18 protein-coding genes are annotated in these 17,144 nt (G+C 61.9%); 5 read left to right on the top strand and 13 right to left on the bottom strand.

Features of this window, described 5'->3' with window-relative positions; genetic code table 11:
• Positions 1-83: 83 nt before the first annotated feature.
• From LJE93_03465 to LJE93_03435, 7 genes are all read right to left on the bottom strand, one after another.
• Positions 84-983, bottom strand: a complete 900-nt coding sequence (locus LJE93_03465) for a VWA domain-containing protein (protein MCG6947959.1) — start codon at positions 981-983, stop codon at positions 84-86.
• Positions 980-1,312 carry a hypothetical protein gene (locus tag LJE93_03460; protein MCG6947958.1) on the bottom strand — a complete coding sequence of 111 codons (333 nt, stop codon included), beginning with the start codon at positions 1,310-1,312 and terminating at the stop codon, positions 980-982. The genes LJE93_03465 and LJE93_03460 overlap by 4 nt, the downstream gene beginning before the upstream one ends.
• A 20-nt stretch (positions 1,313-1,332) precedes the next feature.
• On the bottom strand, positions 1,333-1,749 hold the full coding sequence (mce, locus tag LJE93_03455; GenBank protein ID MCG6947957.1) for a methylmalonyl-CoA epimerase: 417 nt from the start codon (positions 1,747-1,749) through the stop codon (positions 1,333-1,335).
• The gene (locus LJE93_03450; protein MCG6947956.1) at positions 1,746-2,903 is read right to left on the bottom strand and encodes an acyl-CoA dehydrogenase family protein; all 1,158 of its coding nucleotides are present in this window, start codon (positions 2,901-2,903) and stop codon (positions 1,746-1,748) included. Before LJE93_03450 ends, mce begins: the two co-directional genes overlap by 4 nt.
• A 10-nt stretch (positions 2,904-2,913) precedes the next feature.
• Positions 2,914-4,905: a SpoIID/LytB domain-containing protein gene (locus LJE93_03445; GenBank protein ID MCG6947955.1), complete on the bottom strand. Its 1,992-nt coding sequence runs from the start codon at positions 4,903-4,905 to the stop codon at positions 2,914-2,916.
• A 134-nt stretch (positions 4,906-5,039) separates the two neighbouring features.
• A complete protein-coding gene (locus tag LJE93_03440) occupies positions 5,040-5,786 on the bottom strand; it encodes an ATP-binding protein (protein ID MCG6947954.1) in 747 nt (248 codons plus the stop codon).
• Positions 5,787-6,020: 234 nt separating this feature from the next.
• The gene (locus tag LJE93_03435) at positions 6,021-6,623 is read right to left on the bottom strand and encodes a DUF924 domain-containing protein (GenBank protein MCG6947953.1); all 603 of its coding nucleotides are present in this window, start codon (positions 6,621-6,623) and stop codon (positions 6,021-6,023) included.
• A gap of 182 nt (positions 6,624-6,805) precedes the next feature.
• Here LJE93_03435 and LJE93_03430 point away from each other — a divergent pair, with 182 nt between their 5' ends.
• Positions 6,806-8,023, top strand: a complete 1,218-nt coding sequence (locus LJE93_03430) for a glycosyltransferase family 4 protein (protein MCG6947952.1) — start codon at positions 6,806-6,808, stop codon at positions 8,021-8,023.
• Here the strand turns inward: LJE93_03430 and arsC are convergent.
• The 4 genes from arsC to LJE93_03410 form a co-directional block, all read right to left on the bottom strand.
• Positions 8,020-8,367: an arsenate reductase (glutaredoxin) gene (gene arsC, locus LJE93_03425; protein ID MCG6947951.1), complete on the bottom strand. Its 348-nt coding sequence runs from the start codon at positions 8,365-8,367 to the stop codon at positions 8,020-8,022. The genes LJE93_03430 and arsC overlap by 4 nt on opposite strands.
• Positions 8,368-8,589: 222 nt before the next feature.
• Positions 8,590-10,077, bottom strand: a complete 1,488-nt coding sequence (locus LJE93_03420; GenBank protein ID MCG6947950.1) for a M23/M56 family metallopeptidase — start codon at positions 10,075-10,077, stop codon at positions 8,590-8,592.
• A 2-nt stretch (positions 10,078-10,079) separates the two neighbouring features.
• Positions 10,080-10,472 (bottom strand): BlaI/MecI/CopY family transcriptional regulator, encoded by a 393-nt coding sequence (locus LJE93_03415; GenBank protein MCG6947949.1) that lies wholly within the window; start codon positions 10,470-10,472, stop codon positions 10,080-10,082.
• A 255-nt stretch (positions 10,473-10,727) separates the two neighbouring features.
• A complete protein-coding gene (locus LJE93_03410; GenBank protein ID MCG6947948.1) occupies positions 10,728-11,687 on the bottom strand; it encodes a BMP family ABC transporter substrate-binding protein in 960 nt (319 codons plus the stop codon).
• A gap of 62 nt (positions 11,688-11,749) precedes the next feature.
• Here LJE93_03410 and LJE93_03405 point away from each other — a divergent pair, with 62 nt between their 5' ends.
• From LJE93_03405 to LJE93_03395, 3 genes are all read left to right on the top strand, one after another.
• Complete coding sequence (locus tag LJE93_03405) at positions 11,750-12,508, top strand: Nif3-like dinuclear metal center hexameric protein (GenBank protein MCG6947947.1); 759 nt, start codon at positions 11,750-11,752, stop codon at positions 12,506-12,508.
• Between the two features lie 140 nt (positions 12,509-12,648).
• On the top strand, positions 12,649-13,488 hold the full coding sequence (locus LJE93_03400) for a PD-(D/E)XK nuclease family protein (protein ID MCG6947946.1): 840 nt from the start codon (positions 12,649-12,651) through the stop codon (positions 13,486-13,488).
• Positions 13,489-13,604: 116 nt separating this feature from the next.
• Complete coding sequence (locus LJE93_03395) at positions 13,605-14,180, top strand: superoxide dismutase [Fe] (GenBank protein ID MCG6947945.1); 576 nt, start codon at positions 13,605-13,607, stop codon at positions 14,178-14,180.
• 6 nt (positions 14,181-14,186) lie between these two features.
• Here the strand turns inward: LJE93_03395 and LJE93_03390 are convergent, their stop codons facing one another.
• Complete coding sequence (locus tag LJE93_03390; protein MCG6947944.1) at positions 14,187-15,053, bottom strand: patatin-like phospholipase family protein; 867 nt, start codon at positions 15,051-15,053, stop codon at positions 14,187-14,189.
• A gap of 107 nt (positions 15,054-15,160) precedes the next feature.
• On the bottom strand, positions 15,161-15,622 hold the full coding sequence (locus LJE93_03385) for an Hsp20/alpha crystallin family protein (GenBank protein MCG6947943.1): 462 nt from the start codon (positions 15,620-15,622) through the stop codon (positions 15,161-15,163).
• Between the two features lie 282 nt (positions 15,623-15,904).
• Between LJE93_03385 and LJE93_03380 the strand changes: the two genes are divergently transcribed.
• Positions 15,905-17,113 carry an MFS transporter gene (locus tag LJE93_03380; protein ID MCG6947942.1) on the top strand — a complete coding sequence of 403 codons (1,209 nt, stop codon included), beginning with the start codon at positions 15,905-15,907 and terminating at the stop codon, positions 17,111-17,113.
• Positions 17,114-17,144: the final 31 nt, after the last annotated feature.

Genomic DNA, 17,144 nt, shown 5'->3' with positions numbered 1-17,144 from the left:
CTTGCCGTGCACTGAAACCCGTTATCGCGTGGCTTCGACAAATTCGAAATCCGAAATTCGAATTTCGAAATGCGAGCTCGCCGTTACGGAAGCGTCCCCATGTATCCGGAGCGGGTGGTGGCGTCGTAACCCTCCACGGTGACCTCGAGGGTCCGCCATTTTCGCTGCCCGACTCCAGAGGTCACGAAGGTCAGTATGTAGCGCGATGAAAGTTCGTGCAGGAGTTCATCTACGACTTCGGGCATTTGCTCGGCCCGGGGAATCCGCCGATAGTGCCCTCCCGACGCATCGGCAATCAGCGTCAGTATCTCCTCGAACGAGGGGCCTTCGACCGTGTCCGTCGGGGATGGAGGCTCGACTCCGAGTACGTAGATCGGGGTCTCGAGGCGACGCGCCACCGCCGTCGCCTCTTCGGCGCTGATCCGCGATGCGTTGTCCACCCCGTCGGTGAGCAGAATGGCCGCGCGTCGATGGTGGCGCGCCTTCTCGAGCACTTCGGGAACCCTCAGGACCATGTCGTAAAGGGCTGTCGTGCTCCACGGCTTCAGTGTTTCCAGCACTCTCGGCAACAGGTACCACCCCATGCCGAACGGAAAGCGCTCCAGCACCCGGTTGTCACCGAACGTCCAAAGGGCGATCTGGTCCTCAGGACGCCGATGTTCGAGGAATGCCATCACCAGCTCCTGGCTCCCGCTCATCTTCCGACCCATCATCGAGCCCGAGGTGTCGAGGATGAAACCGAGACTGATCGGCAGGTCACTTTCGAGATCGAGGTCACGGATCGGAACCCCGAGACCGTCCACACGGAGCTTGAAGCGCTTGCGCGCTACCCCTGTGACCACCCGACCTTTGCCGTCGCGCACGGTCACCGGCACTACGACCGCGTTGACATCGACCCGACCTTCGTATTGGGCGGTCGCGGGTACGCTCCACAGAGAGGCCCCCGCAAGGAGGATCGGCATCACCAACCGGCGCAGTTTCACGCCTCTGATTCGCCGCCTCCCAAGAGAGCATCACGCACGTCGCGACCGCAAGCCGATCTGTATCGATCACCGTAACTCTCGATGACCTGGTTGGTCTCGTCGAGATCGATCCGCACGATCCTGCCAATCGGCACGAAAAAGGTGGTCGGACCGATCAGCTGCTCGTCACCAGCCCTCTCCTGACGGAGCCAGTCCTCGACCGAATCGAGATCGAGGCCACGGACTACTGCTCCCACGGCGTCGAGACGCCGCAGGATGCCCCACATCTTTTCACGCGGATTCCCACAGTGAAGGATGACCAGCGAACCCTCTCCGACGTCGTTCACCATTCGAGACTATCCCGCATCCTTCATGAAGTCACTACTGCGCGCTGCGAGAGCTCGATCAGGACGCCGCCAGCGGATTTCGGGTGAACGAAGCACACCAGACAACCGTCGGCACCCTGCTGGGGCTCGTCCGAAAGCAGGTCATAGCCTTCAGCCGAGAGCCGCGCCATTGCCGAACGGATATCCGATACCCGAAAGCAGATGTGGTGCAGACCGGCACCCCGGCGTTCCAAGTGGTGTGCAACCGGGGAGTCTTCGCCAATCGGCTCCAGCAGCTCGATCCGCGTCTCACCGACCGGAAGGAACGCGACTCTCACCCCCTGTTCGGGTACTTCCTCGGTGCCCTCGACCTCGATGCCTACGATTTCGTAGACTGCGGCACCGCTGTCGATCGACTGGACCGCCACGCCGATGTGATCGAGTACCGGCGAATCGGTCATCGCCCTTCTCCGGTGTTCTTCAAGAGTTCCCGAGCGATCACCATGCGCTGGATCTCGGAGGTGCCTTCTCCGATCGTGCACAGCTTCGCGTCGCGCCACGCACGTTCGACCGGGTACTCCTTCGTGTAGCCATAGCCTCCGTGGATCTGCACCGCCTCCTCGGCAACTGCTACCGCGACCTCGGACGCGTAGACCTTGGCCATAGCCGACTCGCGGGTCGTCGTCATCCCTCGATCCTTCATCGCCGCCGAGCGCAGCGTGAGGAGGCGCGCCGCATCGACACTGGTCGCCATATCGGCGAGCTTCGCCCGGGTGAGCTGGAAGGCCGAAATCGGTTTCCCGAACTGCTCGCGGACGGTCGAGTAACTCAATGTGGCGTCCAGGGCGCCGCGGGCGATTCCTACCGACAACGCAGCTATTGAAATGCGACCACCGTCGAGGACCTTCATCGCCTGTACGAAGCCCTCCCCCTCCGAGCCGAGCAGGTAGCCTTCGGGCACCCGACAGTCCTCGAGCACCAACGACGAGGTGTCGGAAGCGCGCATACCGAGCTTGTTCTCCTTCTTCCCGGGCGAGACTCCCGGGCGATCGAAGGGCACGAAAAAGGCCGAGATCCCGTGGTGGCTCCCCTCGTCGGATGTCCTCGCGACCAGTACCGCCGCATCCCCCACCGACGCATGGGTGATGAAGGTCTTGGAGCCGTTGAGGATCCACTCGTTGCCTTCGCGTACCGCAGTCGCCCGGGTACCGCCGGCATCCGATCCAGCCTGTGGCTCCGTCAGGCCCCACGCACCGATCCATTCCCCGGACGCGAGCTTCGGCACGAATCTTCGCTTGAGCTCTTCCGAACCGAAGAGATAGAGATGATTGGTGCACAACGAGTTATGCGCCGCAACCGAAAGGCCGATCGAACCGTCAGCCGCGCCGATCTCTTCGAGGACAGTCACGTACTCGACGTACCCGAGGCCGGCGCCGCCCAGATCTTCCGGGATCAGAATCCCGAGCAGCCCGAGCTCGCCGAGCTGCGAAAACAGCTCCCGAGGAAAGTGCTGCTTCTCGTCCCATTCGAGCGCATACGGAGCGATCTCCTTGCGCGCGAACTCTCGAACCATGTCACGAATAGCCTGCTGGTCCTGGCTGAGCTCGAAGTCCACCATTCCTCCCCTATTGGCGCTGGACCGGCAACTCGCCGTCCCAACGAATGATTTCGATACCCGTGTAATAGTGGCCGAGAATCCGATCGAAGGTCATTCCGGCCCTCGCCAAACCGTACGATCCGTTCTGGCACAGGCCGACACCGTGCCCCCAACCGCGACCGAGGAAGCGAACGATGCGTTCGCCGTCCGGATCTCTTCGATGATGCATCGCGAAGAGTGTTTCAGGCAGCTCGAGCACCCGCCGGATTTCGAACCCGGACCAATCCTTGGTCCTCCCATCGGTCCCGACTGCGGCCAAGCCGACAACCCTGCCCGATTTCGAGCGACGGGTTACGGTGAGGCGCTGCAGATTCGGTATTCCCGTCAGCTTCTGCAATTCCGTCCATGTTTTCTCGCGCACCCACTCACGCCACGCCGAGCGCCGGTCAGCCTCGCCGTCACCACCGGACCGGCGCACCACCAGGGCAACCACCCGGTCGCCGACCCGCAACCTCTCGAGCGCCGTCCCCGGCAGGGCCTCGGTAGTGGCCAGCCGTCGGAAACCACCGCTCCACTGCTCCCACAACGGCAGCGGAGACGGCAGATCCTCACCATGTTCGGCACGACGCGGGAAGATCCCCGCCCCGTCTGGCCGAGGAACCGCCTCGCCGTTGTCGCGCGAAACATGGCCCCGCAACTCGAGTGCCGTCAGCGCCGCCGCCGCGGGCCAGAGATCGCTGTTCCGGTCGGTTGGCGGATCGAGTGGTTTCTTGAAAAGGTCCGCCAGGAAGAGGAGCCGGTCGAGACCGTTCACCGTCGGCGCGATTCCCTCCGGCGGATTGACGTCCACCGCTCTGAGAATCGCGACCGCGAACGATTCCGGATCGACCGGTGGCGGCGTGTCGCGCCTGACTCCACTCTCCTCGAGAACCCGATCGAGTATTTCTTTCGGTGTCGCACCGGGCTCGAGATCCAGGACTTCGAGGGCAACCGTTGCCGAGAATGCGGTCGAGTTTATCCACCCTCCCGATGGCGTATTACCGATCAAACGCAGCGGACGATCCCACGCGCAGGGAACGCCAACCAGATAGGGTTGTGCGCGATCTTCGAAGAGGACTGCGGCGTCCTCGGTATGACCGCCGCAGGTCGAACTGAACATCGCATCGATGGGAATGTCGTGAAACGCCGCCACCAGCCCGGCCGTCTCATCCACCGCGCGATTCGACAGTTGGTGTTCTGCACTTCTCCCGTAGTAGGCCTGACAGGCCGGCGTCGCGCAGAGATCCCAACCTTCGTCGTCATGGTCACCGAGGTGGGCCACGGCATAGGTGCGCGCCGCCACCGCCTGAGCCTTGAGCGCCTCGAGTTCGGGAAATGCTGAGGGACCCATCTCGACCGGCACCACGCCCTTGAGGTAGCTCTCCATGTTGAGCTCGTTGATCACCAGGGTTTCCTCGCCGACTGCCCGAGCCCGCACCCGACCGCGATATCGGCGCCAGCCTCCGACCACCACTGGCCAGTCTCCGGCCGGTTCGATCAGAACATCGGTGTCGCTGGTAATCGAACCTCCGACTGAATCCTCGATGCGCAACACTCCCGTCGCCGCCACAGGGTATATTCCGTCAAACCCGAGCGCGATGAGCTCGGCCCCCGGATCCGCAGGCTCGGTCGACGGCCAGCCAACCTGAACCCTGATCAGGCCATTCGCAGTCTGTTCTTCAGCAACTTCAACCGCATCTCCAAATGCCCCCCGCACCCTGTTGGCTGCGGCGGTCGCGTTGGCAGGATCTCGCCAGGCTCCCACCTGCCACCGGCGACCTCCCGAGTCGACTGAACGGAGCCTCAACGGGCCCCACAACCACGCCCCCCGTCCTCCGGTGGTCACACGGTAGGCCCTCCCGGGCTGCGGCAACTCGACGGTGCCGGTCGAACGCTGGAGCAGCACGCGAATCAGTGGCGGATCGGTGTCTCGGGACGGCAGCGCAGCTGGCGGCGGCACAGTGGGAACTGGGATCGGCATGGGCGGAACCGTCGTGAGTGTCGGTGGAGGCGATTGCGATGCCGTCGGCGTCGGCGACCGAGGCGTTTCCGTACCCGGCGGTGCGCTGGCGCAGCCGACGACAATCATCGGAAGGACGAGTAGCCGCCAGCCCTTCACAGACGGAGGCCCCCCTCGCGGGAGGCGAGGCGCTCGGCGCGGTAATCGCGGCCACGGAGCTCGAGGCGGCGGCACATTTCGTAAAGCCTCGAGCGGATGCGGGCCGAAACCCGGTCGGTCAGCGATTCACTCTGACCGCGCGGGAAATCGGAGAAGTTGGTGGTGAAAATGGTCACCCGATCCTCGAGATACCGGGTGTTGACCAGGTAATAGAGCAGATCCATCACCCACGGGGTGGTCTTCCCCGCACCTAACTCGTCGAGCACCAGCAGATCCGCTTCGATCAGCGGGCGAAGGATCTCGCGGCTCGAGCCTGATCCGTCAAAAGTCATCTGGATTTCGAGTACGAGAGCGGTGAAATCCGCGAATCGCCCATGCACTGGCGGGTTCTTTTCGCGCATGATCTGCTGTAGGGCCGCCACCGCCAAGTGGGTCTTGCCGGTGCCAACCGCTCCCATCAGGAGAATGCCCTTATCACCAGCTGGAAAGAGGTCAACAAACTCTTGAACTGCTCGCAGAGTCTTGGCGAGAGTCGGGTCTTCGGGATTCCAGAGCTCGAAGTTCTCGAGCGAACAGTGACGGTAGCGAGACGGAATGCCGGCCTGCCTGAGGAGCCTGGCCCGCAGCACACCCTCGGCACATTCGCATCGCCGAACGAGCTCAACGCCATCCTCTTCGGCGAGGATCCACCCGGTCCCGTCGCACAGCGTACAGGCCTCCGGTTTTGCGCGCTTACGTGCCATCGGCACAGTATAGCCCGGACAATTCATGAAGCTCCTGCTGCGGCCGGCGATGCGCCGCACCCAGCGGTGTTTGCTCGCCTCGGGGTGCTCGACGCACCGCCAATTACGCCTCCGCGCCCCTTGGATCGCAAACTCCACTGGTCGCAGCACCTCACCGTCCTCGCGACAAAGCCTCATGAACAGTCCGGGCTAGAGAGGAAATCGGAATTCGGATCTCGGATTTCCCCCCCCTGCTCAGAACGAGGAACCGGGTTGTTCCAGGAACGCCTTTTCTTCCGGCGTCGACTCGCGCCCGAGGGTGGCATTGCGGTGCGGGAATCGCCCGAAGCGCGAGATCACCTCGCGGTGCCGTTCCGCAAAGTCAACAAATTCTTCAAAGGTTGTGCGGTGCTCCGGCGGCACCGCCTCCGCCAGATCGCGAATCAACGCGACGCTTAAATCTTGATCAGCAAGGTCCTCCGAGTGCTCGAATGGCAGGTAGAAGAACAGCCGCTCAATCGGCCTCAAGAGCTTGTCCGCACCCGACTCGAGGCCCTGCCGGGCCACCCGGCGCGCGTCGCCGTCCTGGGAAAATGCAGCCGGCCTGCCCCGGTGAATCGCACGCGGCACCTGATCGAGCAGCAGGATCAGGGCCAACCGGCCACGCGGAGACCCGCTCCAATGATCGAGGACTCCGGCGGCGGCAGCAGACGCCGCCGCACCGAACCGCACCTGCAGGAGGTCATCCGTCTCGGTACGGTGACCCCACCACAAATCTGCCTTGGCCCGTGCGACCTCTGCGTCGTCCAGGTTTTCCCCGAACCAGAGCTCCACCAGCTCGTCTTTGAGGTTTTCCATGGTGCCTCCCCTCCAATTCGGGAACCTGCAAAACAGGATCCCATATTTCGAGATGCGGAGTACGACGGTGGTGATCTCTGCCCGATCTCATCCTGGAGCGGTGCTACGGATCCCATTCTTGGAACAGTCTCGCGGAGGGGGGCGGAATTCAATTTTCATTGTTCTCAAGCCATAATTCATCAGTGCGCATACTACACGCCCTTTCGCAACGTCCATCCTTGACCGGTAGCGGAATCACCCTCGATTCCACCGTCCGCCACGCGGCTGTTGCGGGTTACGATCAGCGCGCTGTGGTCGGTGTGCCTCTCGACGACCCTCAACCGGAGGTCGGAGGCCTTTCCGCCGGGCGCATCTACCCTCTGATTTTCGGCTGGCAGCCGCTCGATTTCGCCGTGCCCGGGATGAGCGATATCATGCCTTACCCGAGCACTCGTTTTTCGGCTCTCGATGAGGATCAGCTCTCCATCTATCGACGCGCCTGGTCCGGTCACCTGCGGGCTGCCATCGACGAATTCAAGCCCGACCTCGTCCACGCCCACCACGTGTGGTTGATGTCCAGTCTCCTCAAGGATGTCGCTCCAGATGTCCGGCTTCTCGTGCACTGCCACGCGACCGGAATGCGTCAAATGGAGCTTTGCCCCCACCTCGCCGAATCGGTGCGTCGCGGCTGTTCACGTGCTGACGCTTTCGCCGTGCTTCATCGCGGCCACGCCGAAGAGCTCGAGCATTGCCTGGGAGTTGCCAGCGATCGCATCCACGTGGTCGGCGCCGGATACCGCGAGGACCTGTTCTTCGGAACCGAATCCGATCCCGGTCCTCCAGCCCTTCTCTACGTCGGCAAATACAGCGCCGCCAAGGGACTGCCGTGGCTTCTCGACGCATTCGAGCGGATCACGCAACGGCGTCCCGGAGTGAAACTGCACGTGGTCGGAGGCGGCTCCGGCTCGGAGGCAGAAAGTCTGCAAATCCGCATGAACCTGATGACTCCCTCTGTCGTACAGCACGGCCTGCTTTCGCAGCCCGAGCTGGCGGAGATCGCCCGGCGATCCACCGTCTGTGTCCTGCCCTCGTTTTTCGAGGGTTTGCCGCTGGTGCTGGTCGAAGCTCTTGCCTGCGGTTGTCGGCTTGTGGCGACCGACCTCTCGGTCGTTTCGGAGGAGCTCGCACCCCGCTTCGGCGACCTTCTTATGAGCGTTGCGCCGCCACGACTCGAGGCAATCGACCGGCCTCGCGAGGAGGACCTGCCGGCATTCGTCGATCGACTCGAAGATGCGATCGACCGCAGCCTCGATGCACCGCCGGTCGGCGATCCGATGGCGATCATGCCCGAGGTCCTGGCGCAATTCACCTGGGACGCGGTCTTCCGAAGGATTGAATCCGTCTGGGAATCGTTGCTCTAAATCAGTTCGAGTACCTTTTCCGTCGGCCGGCCGAGAACCGCCCGGTCTCCGGAGATGGCGACCGGCCGCTCGATGAGACGAGGATGCTCGACCATCGCGGCGATGAGCTGCCGCCGGTTCTTCGATCCGTCCCCGAGACCGAGATCCTTGTACTCGGCCTCTTTCTCTCGCATCAGGTCACGCGGCTCCATACCGAGCATGCCGAGGACGCGTGTCAACTCTTTCACCGTGGGCGGTTTCTCGAGGTATCGCACTATCTCCGGCTCAACGCCGAGTTCACGAAGCAGGCTGACCGCCTGCCTGGACTTGCTTCAGCGCGGATTGTGCCAAACGGTGACTACCATCCCGCTCCTCCTCACGAGAGATGATAATCGATGAACGCTTCTTCCGGTTACGGACGCCTGATATTCGATGTTGGATATTGGATGTTCCGAGTCCTGATTAGCCCACAGATCACACAGATCCACACAAATGTTTTCTTCTGTGCGGACCTGTGTTCATCTGTCTGTGGCAATGCTCAACAGGACGGTTCGAAGAAATTACGGAATTGCAAATCGAAAGTCGTCTCACTTCCAATCGTTGACGAATTCGGCGGGGTTGACGTGCTCCCCGTCATGGCGGATTTCGAAGTGGAGGTGCGGGCCGGTCGATTTTCCGGTCGACCCGACCGTCGCAATCACATCGTTTTTCGAGACCTTCTGTTTTTCAGGCACCTCTAGCGAGCCGAGGTGGGCGAAGAACGTGGTCCAACCGTCCCCATGGTCGATGAGAATCACGGTACCCGATGCCGGTGACTCCTCGAAGTGTTCGGTCGCGACAACGATCACTCCGTCGGCGGGTGCGCGCACCACGGTTCCCGCCTTGGCCGCGACATCGATACCTCGGTGGAAAACCACTTCCTTGGTCCACGGATCCAGGCCCTTGCCCCATCGCCACGTGACGCGACTTCCGGGCAACGGGTTCTCGAAGTCCAACACGTCCCGGTTCGATGCGAGCCGGTTCTCGCCAGAGGGTCGGGGCGACGACTCATCACCTGATACCACCGCTCCACCCGGCCCCAGGGGCAATACGAAGATACCGATCAGAAACACAACTGCCGTGGCTGCCGCCGGCCTCGGGCGAGGGGCGCCGGCGCTTGCCAGAACGCTTCTTATTCGCAAGTCAATCCTCCTTTTTCGCGAGGTCATGGTGGGCGCCCCAACCCCCTGCAGGTCGAGCTGGAGCACGTTGAGGAGGCCTCCCACATAGGTTCGAGCGCTGATGCGGCCTGCCGCGACGACCGTAGCGTCGCACAGCTTCTCTCGCGCGGAGTCGAGCCGCGCGCCAGCAATCCAGACCAGCGGGTGAAAGAAAAATGCGGCGTGTACGAGGTGTTGCAGACCGAGCCACAGAGCATCCCCTCGCGCCACATGCGCCATTTCGTGTGCGATGACCGACTCGATCGAACCGTGATCCGAAATGATCGATTCCGGCACGAAGATCACCGGACGCACCACCCCGAGAGTGAACGGAGTGAACCGGTCCGGCGAGGTCACGATTCGGACCCGGCGGCTGATCCCCAGGCGGCAACGCCACCGGTCGACCAGGTCGAGGGCCAGCGGATCGTGCACCGGCCCGGCTCCTCGAAGCTGTCGGCGAAAGGGTGCAAGGCGGCGTCTGAAAAAAACCATCACGACTGTCGATCCGACCAGCCACGCGATGCCGAGGCCCAGCGTCTTGAGTCTCGGCTCCGAAATGGCGGCGTCGATGACCACGCCGTTTCCGCTCCTCGCTCCGTCCATCAGATCGGATGCCGAAAATTGGAAAGACGAAGCGGCCGCTTGAGGTTCGAGGAAATGGTAGATCAGAGCTCCGGAGCTCCACGGGTGGGCAAGGGACGGTGGCAGGAACAGTCTGACGAAGACGAGGGTCCACAGGGCCACGTGAACGGACGGTCCGCGTCCACGTAGAAGGCGGGCGGCACCGAGAACAACGAGGAATATCACGCTTGCATTGATGCTTTGAGTCAAAAGCAGGTCGATCCACGATGAAGCCATGCCGAGGGCGTACTCCATTGTCAATTCCTGTCGACGCTGCCTTGGTTGTCGAGCAAACGTCGGAGCTCTCGAATCTCGTCGTCGGTGAGATTCCCGCCGTCAGCGAAGAGGGAAACCACGGGCACGTAACTCGACTCCAGCACCTGAGACGCGAAATCGCGCACCAGCCGCGCAAGGCCGGCGGCGCGAGATACCGATGCGGAGTACAGGTGAAGGCCGTGAAACGCTCGCTTCTCGACCAGCCTTTTTCGAACCATTCGCTCGACGGTCGTGCGAGTCGTCGAGTAGGCCCAGTTCAGACGCTCGCCCAGGTGCTCGTGAATCTCCCGCGCACTCAACCCTTCGGATCTCCACAGGACTTTCATGATCTCGAGCTCGGGCGAGGTCAGCTGCGGCAGGTCATCGGCAGTCAAGGTTTCGTCTCCTTTCGTTCATGCTACACGTGTAACATACTTGCTACATTAAATCCAGAATCGAAAATTGTCAAGGGCCCTGGGATCCGAATTCGGAGTTACTGACGCCCTTCGAGCGTCGTGACTCCCCGCCACCAGCGAGCGGCCGTAAAGCCTCCCTCCCAACCTCTCCGGCCCGACCCTGATGCGCCGGGTCCGCGATCCCCACGACTCCGGCCGCAGATCGCTGCTGTCGGTGAGTTCTGAATTCTGGAATCACAGGCCCAATTCATCGAACTCGACAAGCCCGGCTGTAATCTCCGCGCGGGCTGTCCCCAGAGCCTCGTCTGCAACAGCGAGTTCATCTGCCGCCAGCGCCGGGTTGAGCACCACGTCGAGGACTCCGGAACCGAGGTCGAACGAAAAAACCCGGCCTTCGAAGGTCCCGTCGCGAACTTCGCGGGCGACTCTCACCATGGATTCGGCAACGTCGAGATCGACCGTCGCCACGACGGTGTCGGTCTCGAATCGCCACAGTTCGGGATCCGCAGCCACCAGGCGAATCCCGGAGTCGTGAACGGCTGCCAGAACCTGTGGATCGGGCCGGTCGGTGGCGTACAGAGAAACGAGGGCCCCGGCGGCGGCCAACTGCCAGGCGCCATCAACTCCCTCCCCCGCCACGATCTTCGCTTTCCGCCGATGACTCCTGAACCCGGCAATGTAACCCTCTTCGAGTGGCTCGAGCCAAGGTCGGCCGCTACCGTGGAGAATCCCTAAAGGCCCGTCGGCGGCAAGGGCACCAGCCACCGCACCGGCAAGATAACCGGCCTCCTCTGGAACAAACTCGATTCCTGCGACGTTGTCGGCGCGCGCCCGACCGGGCAGCACCACGTACACCGTCCTCGGGAACTCGATCGCTGCCGAGTAGACCGACGCCTCCGCGAAACCGCCAACACAGAATACGAGGTCGATCCCGCCCCGGCCCATGTCAGCCAGCAGCCCGCGTTCGTTCTTCGGATGATCCACCTGGATTCTCGCGACATCGGCTTCGAGTTCGGCGCTGATGCGATCCAATCCGCGCTCCGCCGAGACCTCCCAGTGGCCGGGGATCGTTCGGGCGGCGACCATCCGCACCGTGAAGACCGTGTCCTCACGTGCTGGACCTCCTCCACACGCTGGAATCAGAAGCGCGACCACTACGATGGTGCAGATGGTCTTGAATCGATGAAAAGGCACGATCTCAGCCATTTTACAGTCGAACCGCATCCAAACCCGTGGGCTGGGTTACTATCTGAGCCGTGGACCTTCTTCAACTCGTAGCCGAACTTGACGAGCTTCTGGAAGCCGAGGGCACCGCCGATTACTGCCCCAACGGGCTGCAGGTCGAAGGCGCGCCCGAGGTTGAGCGGATCGTCACCGCGGTCTCCGCGTCGCGTGCCCTCTTCGCCGAGGCGATTGACCGCCAAGCAGACGCCATAATCGTGCATCACGGCATCCTGTGGAACGCTTCCGAGGCACAACGGATCATCGGTTCCTTTCGCGAACGGATCCGTCTTCTGCTGGAAAACCGCATTTCACTGATCGCCTACCACCTGCCGCTGGATCGTCACCTCGAGCTCGGCAACGCCGCCCAGCTCGCACGCAGGCTCGGTCTCGAGGAGCTTGAGGGCTTCGGCATGCACCAGGGAGCCCCGGCCGGGGTGTGTGGAGTCTTCCCGCAGGCGGTGGAGGCCAATGAGTTCTTCTCCGCCATCGCTGAAATCTGCGATCGAGAGCCCCAGGTCTTTCCGGGCGGGGATCGGATCGTGTCTTCTGTCGGCGTCGTGACCGGAGGCGCTCAGCGGGAGTACCACCAGGCGGTGGCTTCAGGGCTCGACGCTTACGTAACCGGCGAGGCCACCGAGTGGGTCATGCACCAGGCAGCAGAGGACGGCGTGCACTACGTCGCAGCCGGCCACTATGCAACTGAGAAATTTGGCGTCAGGGCGCTCGGACGGTGGATCGTCGATCACCACGGGCTGGATGTGGAGTTTGTGGATATACCCAATCCAGTCTGACGAATTAGGAATCAGGAATGAGGAATTAGGAATGCCACCCGCCCATCCGGCAATGCGTTTTGTCGAGCGGGGCGGGTGGATGGGAATTCCTAATTCCTAACTCCTAATTCCTAATTCAATGCTGGGTTAGACTTCCGCCAATGAAGGAACCGAAACTCTCCCCGACACCAAGCAATGTCTACTCCTTTTCCCGAGTCAAATGCTTCGACCAGTGTCCCCTTCGCTACAGATACAGGTATCTCCAGGGCCTCAAGGAGGCCTTCCGCTCGATCGAGTCACACCTCGGTAGCAAAGTTCACGACATCCTCGAATGGCTGTATGCGGAACGCGAACGCGGATCGGAACCTGATGAAGCCGCGATGTTGGAACGGTTCGCGGACCGGTGGGCGACTGGAAAGGACGACTCGATTGCCATTGTCCGGGTCGATGACGACGAGGCAGACTACCTGCAGCTCGGCCGCGAAATGCTGTGCCAATTCTATGGCGATACCTTCGCCCGCGACCGCAGCCTCACGTTATCCCTTGAACAGCGCCTGTCGGTCCGGTTGTCGAACTCGATCGTTTTCACCGGTTTCGCTGACCGCGTCGGACGAACGGAGCAGGGTCGCCTCTTCGTAATCGACTACAAGACGTCAAAGACCGAGGGGAACGGCGCCGAGTTCTCCGAAGGGCTGCAGGCCCCTCTTTATGCCGCCTGCGTTCTCGAACAGTTCGACGAAGAAGAGGCGCTGGCCGGATACCACTACTTGCGCCACGGTACCACCCGCTGGCAGAGGGTAGACCGCGTGAGGGCCCGCCAGCTTATGGATCGTTTTCTCGACCTCGCCAATGAGGTCGAGGCATCCGGCGAGTTCCCCGCTCGACCGGGAATTCTCTGTGCGTGGTGCGGCTTCAACGCCGACTGCCCGGCGGCCGACGTCCCGGACCGATTCTCCGGCGGTTTGCGCCTTGCCCAACGGGAATCGCGCAGGCTGTTCTAACCATCTCCCCAACCGAGACCGGAGCGCACTGGTCGCTGCTTGTGTGGTGTTTTCATAAACATGGTCTCAACCCGCGGATGTACAATGGGCACCCAAATCCAAGCAGGGAGGACACCATGGCTTTCGAGTTGCCCGATCTTCCGTTTGCGAACGACGCTCTCGCTCCGCACATCTCGGCCGAAACCCTTGCCTATCACCACGGCAAACATCACCGCGCCTACGTCGATAATCTCAACCGTCTGGTGGCGGGAACGGAGTGGGAGGGAAGCTCGCTCGAAGAGATCGTCAAGAAGGCGGAGGGCGGCATTTTCAATAACGCCGCCCAGGTCTGGAATCACACCTTCTACTGGTTCTGCCTGAGCCCGAACGGCGGGGGCGAGCCGTCGGCGCCCCTTTCGGCCAGCATCGATTCCACATTCGGGAGCTTCGCCGACTTTCGCGAGAGGTTCACCGCGGCGGCAGCTACCCATTTCGGATCGGGCTGGGCATGGCTGGTGACCGAGCCCTCGGGCGACCTCGCCATCGTCACCACCAGCAACGCCGGTTGCCCATTGCGCGACGGGCGGAAGCCGCTCATGACCTGCGATGTCTGGGAGCACGCCTACTACATCGATTACCGGAACGCCCGGCCGCAGTATCTCGAGCACTTCTGGGAGCTTGTGAACTGGGATTTCGTCGGCTCGAATCTGTGACTGCGGTCAGAGTACGGCTGAGACACCACCGGCTTCGCGATAGGCCTCATAACCTGCGGCCATGATCTCGGGTGCGCGCTCGAACTCGAACCACCCGATCTGACCTACTTGGGGTTCGATGAGCAAGGCCGCTTGCTCACCCTTCACCGCGAGGTGGTTCTGCATAATGTGGAACGAGCGCATTACGGTACCAAGCCGGTTCTGGGAATCCCGACCAACTCGTCCCTTCGGCAATGGATGCTCGGCGATGAACTTCTCGATGTGCTTGAGGAGAGGAGTCGGAGCGGCACCCCGAATCAGCCGTCTGATGACCGGACTGACAGAGCTTCGCGGCGACGACGGTCGGAGGACGTTGACCGCCAGGACCGGCGCGTGACCCATTTCAGCCGCGGCGGTGACCGGGACCGGGGTCACGATGCCGCCATCGACCAGGGTCACGCCCTCAATGACACTCGGCGGGAGAAGGCCCGGAATCGATGAAGATGCGAGCACCGCGTCCGCCAACCGTCCTCGCGACAGGACGACTTCCTCCCCGCTTTGAAGATTGCAGGCAACCGCCGCATACGGTATCGCAAGGTCTTCCACCATTCCTCGGCCGATGGTCTCCTGCACCAAGTCTCGAAACGCGGCGCCTCCAACCGAACGGACGATGATCCGGGTGAGTCTTTTCCAGTCAACCGACGCAAACACCGCCTCCAGCTCTGCGGCGGCCATACCGCTCGCATGGAGCGCACCGACGATCGAGCCCATCGAGGTTCCGGCTATCGCTGCCACCTCGACCCCATCCTCCTCGAGACCGCGAAGAACGCCCACGTGGGCGAGGCCCTTGGCGGCGCCTGCCCCGAGGGCGATTGCGATGCGTTTGTCGGTCACCGGCGTAGTGTACCGGACGCCATTCCCGGCCGCCGGGTGTTGGCGAAAAAAAAGAGCCCCGGGACAAACCCGGGGCTCTGAACGTCGAGTTCAACTGAGGAAAGGAGTCAGCTCTCGACCTTGATCTTCACCGAGCGGGGCTTGGACTCCTCGCGCTTCGGCAGTGTGAGAACCATCTCACCATTGTTGAAACGGGCTTCGATCTTGTCGACGTCGATCGAGTTGGGAAGCGTGAAGGTGCGTTCAAAGACCCCGTAGAGCCTTTCGACGCGGTGGTAGATCTCACCCTCACCCGCCTCTTCGAGCCGACGTTCGCCCCGCAGCGAGAGGGTTCCCTCTTCAACTGTCACCTCGACGTCCTCGGCCGAGAGGCCGGGAAGGTCGGCGGTGATCACCATCGCATCCTCGCGTTCGAGGATGTTGATGGCGGGCACCCAGTTTCCGCGCAGAGGGCGCTCTTCCGTGTCCCTCCACAGACCGCGCCCGACCATTTCGTCGAACAGTCGCTCCATGCCCTGCGCAAACTGCGTCGAGCCATTCGCCGGATTCCAACGTGTCAGCATAACCATGGTGTTTCCTCCCTTCATGTCTGCTTCACGTTCTATAATATAGAATCTGCTACAAAGATTGTCAAGTCAAAAATACAAAAAAATAATATATTTGATAGTATACTTATCATTAATAATTAAAATTGCTCAAAATAAACACTTTATGTCGTGTCCCATATAACGCCGAGCGGACCGCCATTTGTTAGAGTGGAACGATCACCGGTTAAAATGACACCCTCGCGCCATGGGATCTCGACTCTTCGCCCCGACGCAGGAGGAATCTGTCGTGATGGAACGGCCTGTATGCATCCGCTCGCACGCCTGATATCCGCCTACCGCGCCTCGTTCTCGGGGCTTTCACGTGACGTGTGGCTTCTCGCCGGCGCTCTACTGGTCAACCGCTCGGGAACCATGGTGTTGCCGTTCCTCTCGCTCTACCTGACCCACGATCTCGGGCTCCCCACGGCTCGCGCTGGCCTGGTCATAGGGTGTTTCGGCCTCGGTTCGATGGTCGGATCCTATCTCGGCGGCTGGCTCTCCGACCGCATGGATCCGTTGAAAGTCCAGGAGCTATCGCTTTTTCTCAGCGGCGTTGGATTCCTGGTATTCATCCGGCTTGAGAGTCTACCCTCGCTGATCGCCGGCGTCTTCTCGTTGGCGGTCATTTCGGACGCGTTTCGGCCCGCCCTGATGGCGGCGGTCGCCCATAGCAGCGGAACCGAAAACCGAGCACGAGCTTTTGCACTGATTCGGCTCGCCGCCAATCTCGGGATGGCGGTAGGTCCAGCCGTTGCGGGAATGCTCGCCGCCTACGGATACGGCTGGATTTTCGTTGGCGATGCCCTCACCTGCTGGGCCGCCGCGGTCATGCTCTTGATCACGTTCAAGCCGGGCTCGGTCGCGCGAACACTCGAGAGAAACCGAGACAAGAACAGTGACGATTCTCCTTGGCGGGATCCGCCGTTCCTGGCTCTGATGTTCCTGGTGATTCTGCTCGCTATGACGTTCTTTCAGGTGTGGTCGACCGTGCCACTCTATTTGCAGTCGTTCTTCGGAATGACGGAACGGCAGATCGGCCTTTTGCTGGCGCTCAACGCCGGCCTCATCGTTGCTACTGAGATGCTCCTCGTACGGGCAGTCGAGGGTCACGACCGGATGCGCGTGGTCGGGCTCGGAGCGCTCATGGTCTGCGCCGGACTCGCTCTCCTCCCATTCGGGCCCTGGAGCTTCGTCGCCGTCCTGTCGATGATCGTCTTGACATTCGGCGAGATGCTCTCCATGCCTTTCACAAACGCAGTCGTTGCAGAGCGGGCCGGTTCCGGGTCCGTCGGTCGATACATGGGCGCCTTCTCACTCGCCTTCTCCACCGCTTTCGTGCTCGGTCCGATTGCCGGCACGGCCATATACCAGAACCTCGGTCCCGAGACTCTGTGGCTTGGAATCGGCACTCTCGGTATCGTGCTCGTCTTCGCCTTTGCCTCCCTCTCCGGTCCGATTCGCAAGCCCCTCTGAAGAGCAGAGCAGCGGAGGAGAAAAGGAGAGA

The organism is Acidobacteriota bacterium (genome assembly GCA_022340665.1).
Taxonomy (GTDB): domain Bacteria; phylum Acidobacteriota; class Thermoanaerobaculia; order Thermoanaerobaculales; family Sulfomarinibacteraceae; genus Sulfomarinibacter.
This window is presented reverse-complemented; position numbering and strand designations above follow the sequence as displayed.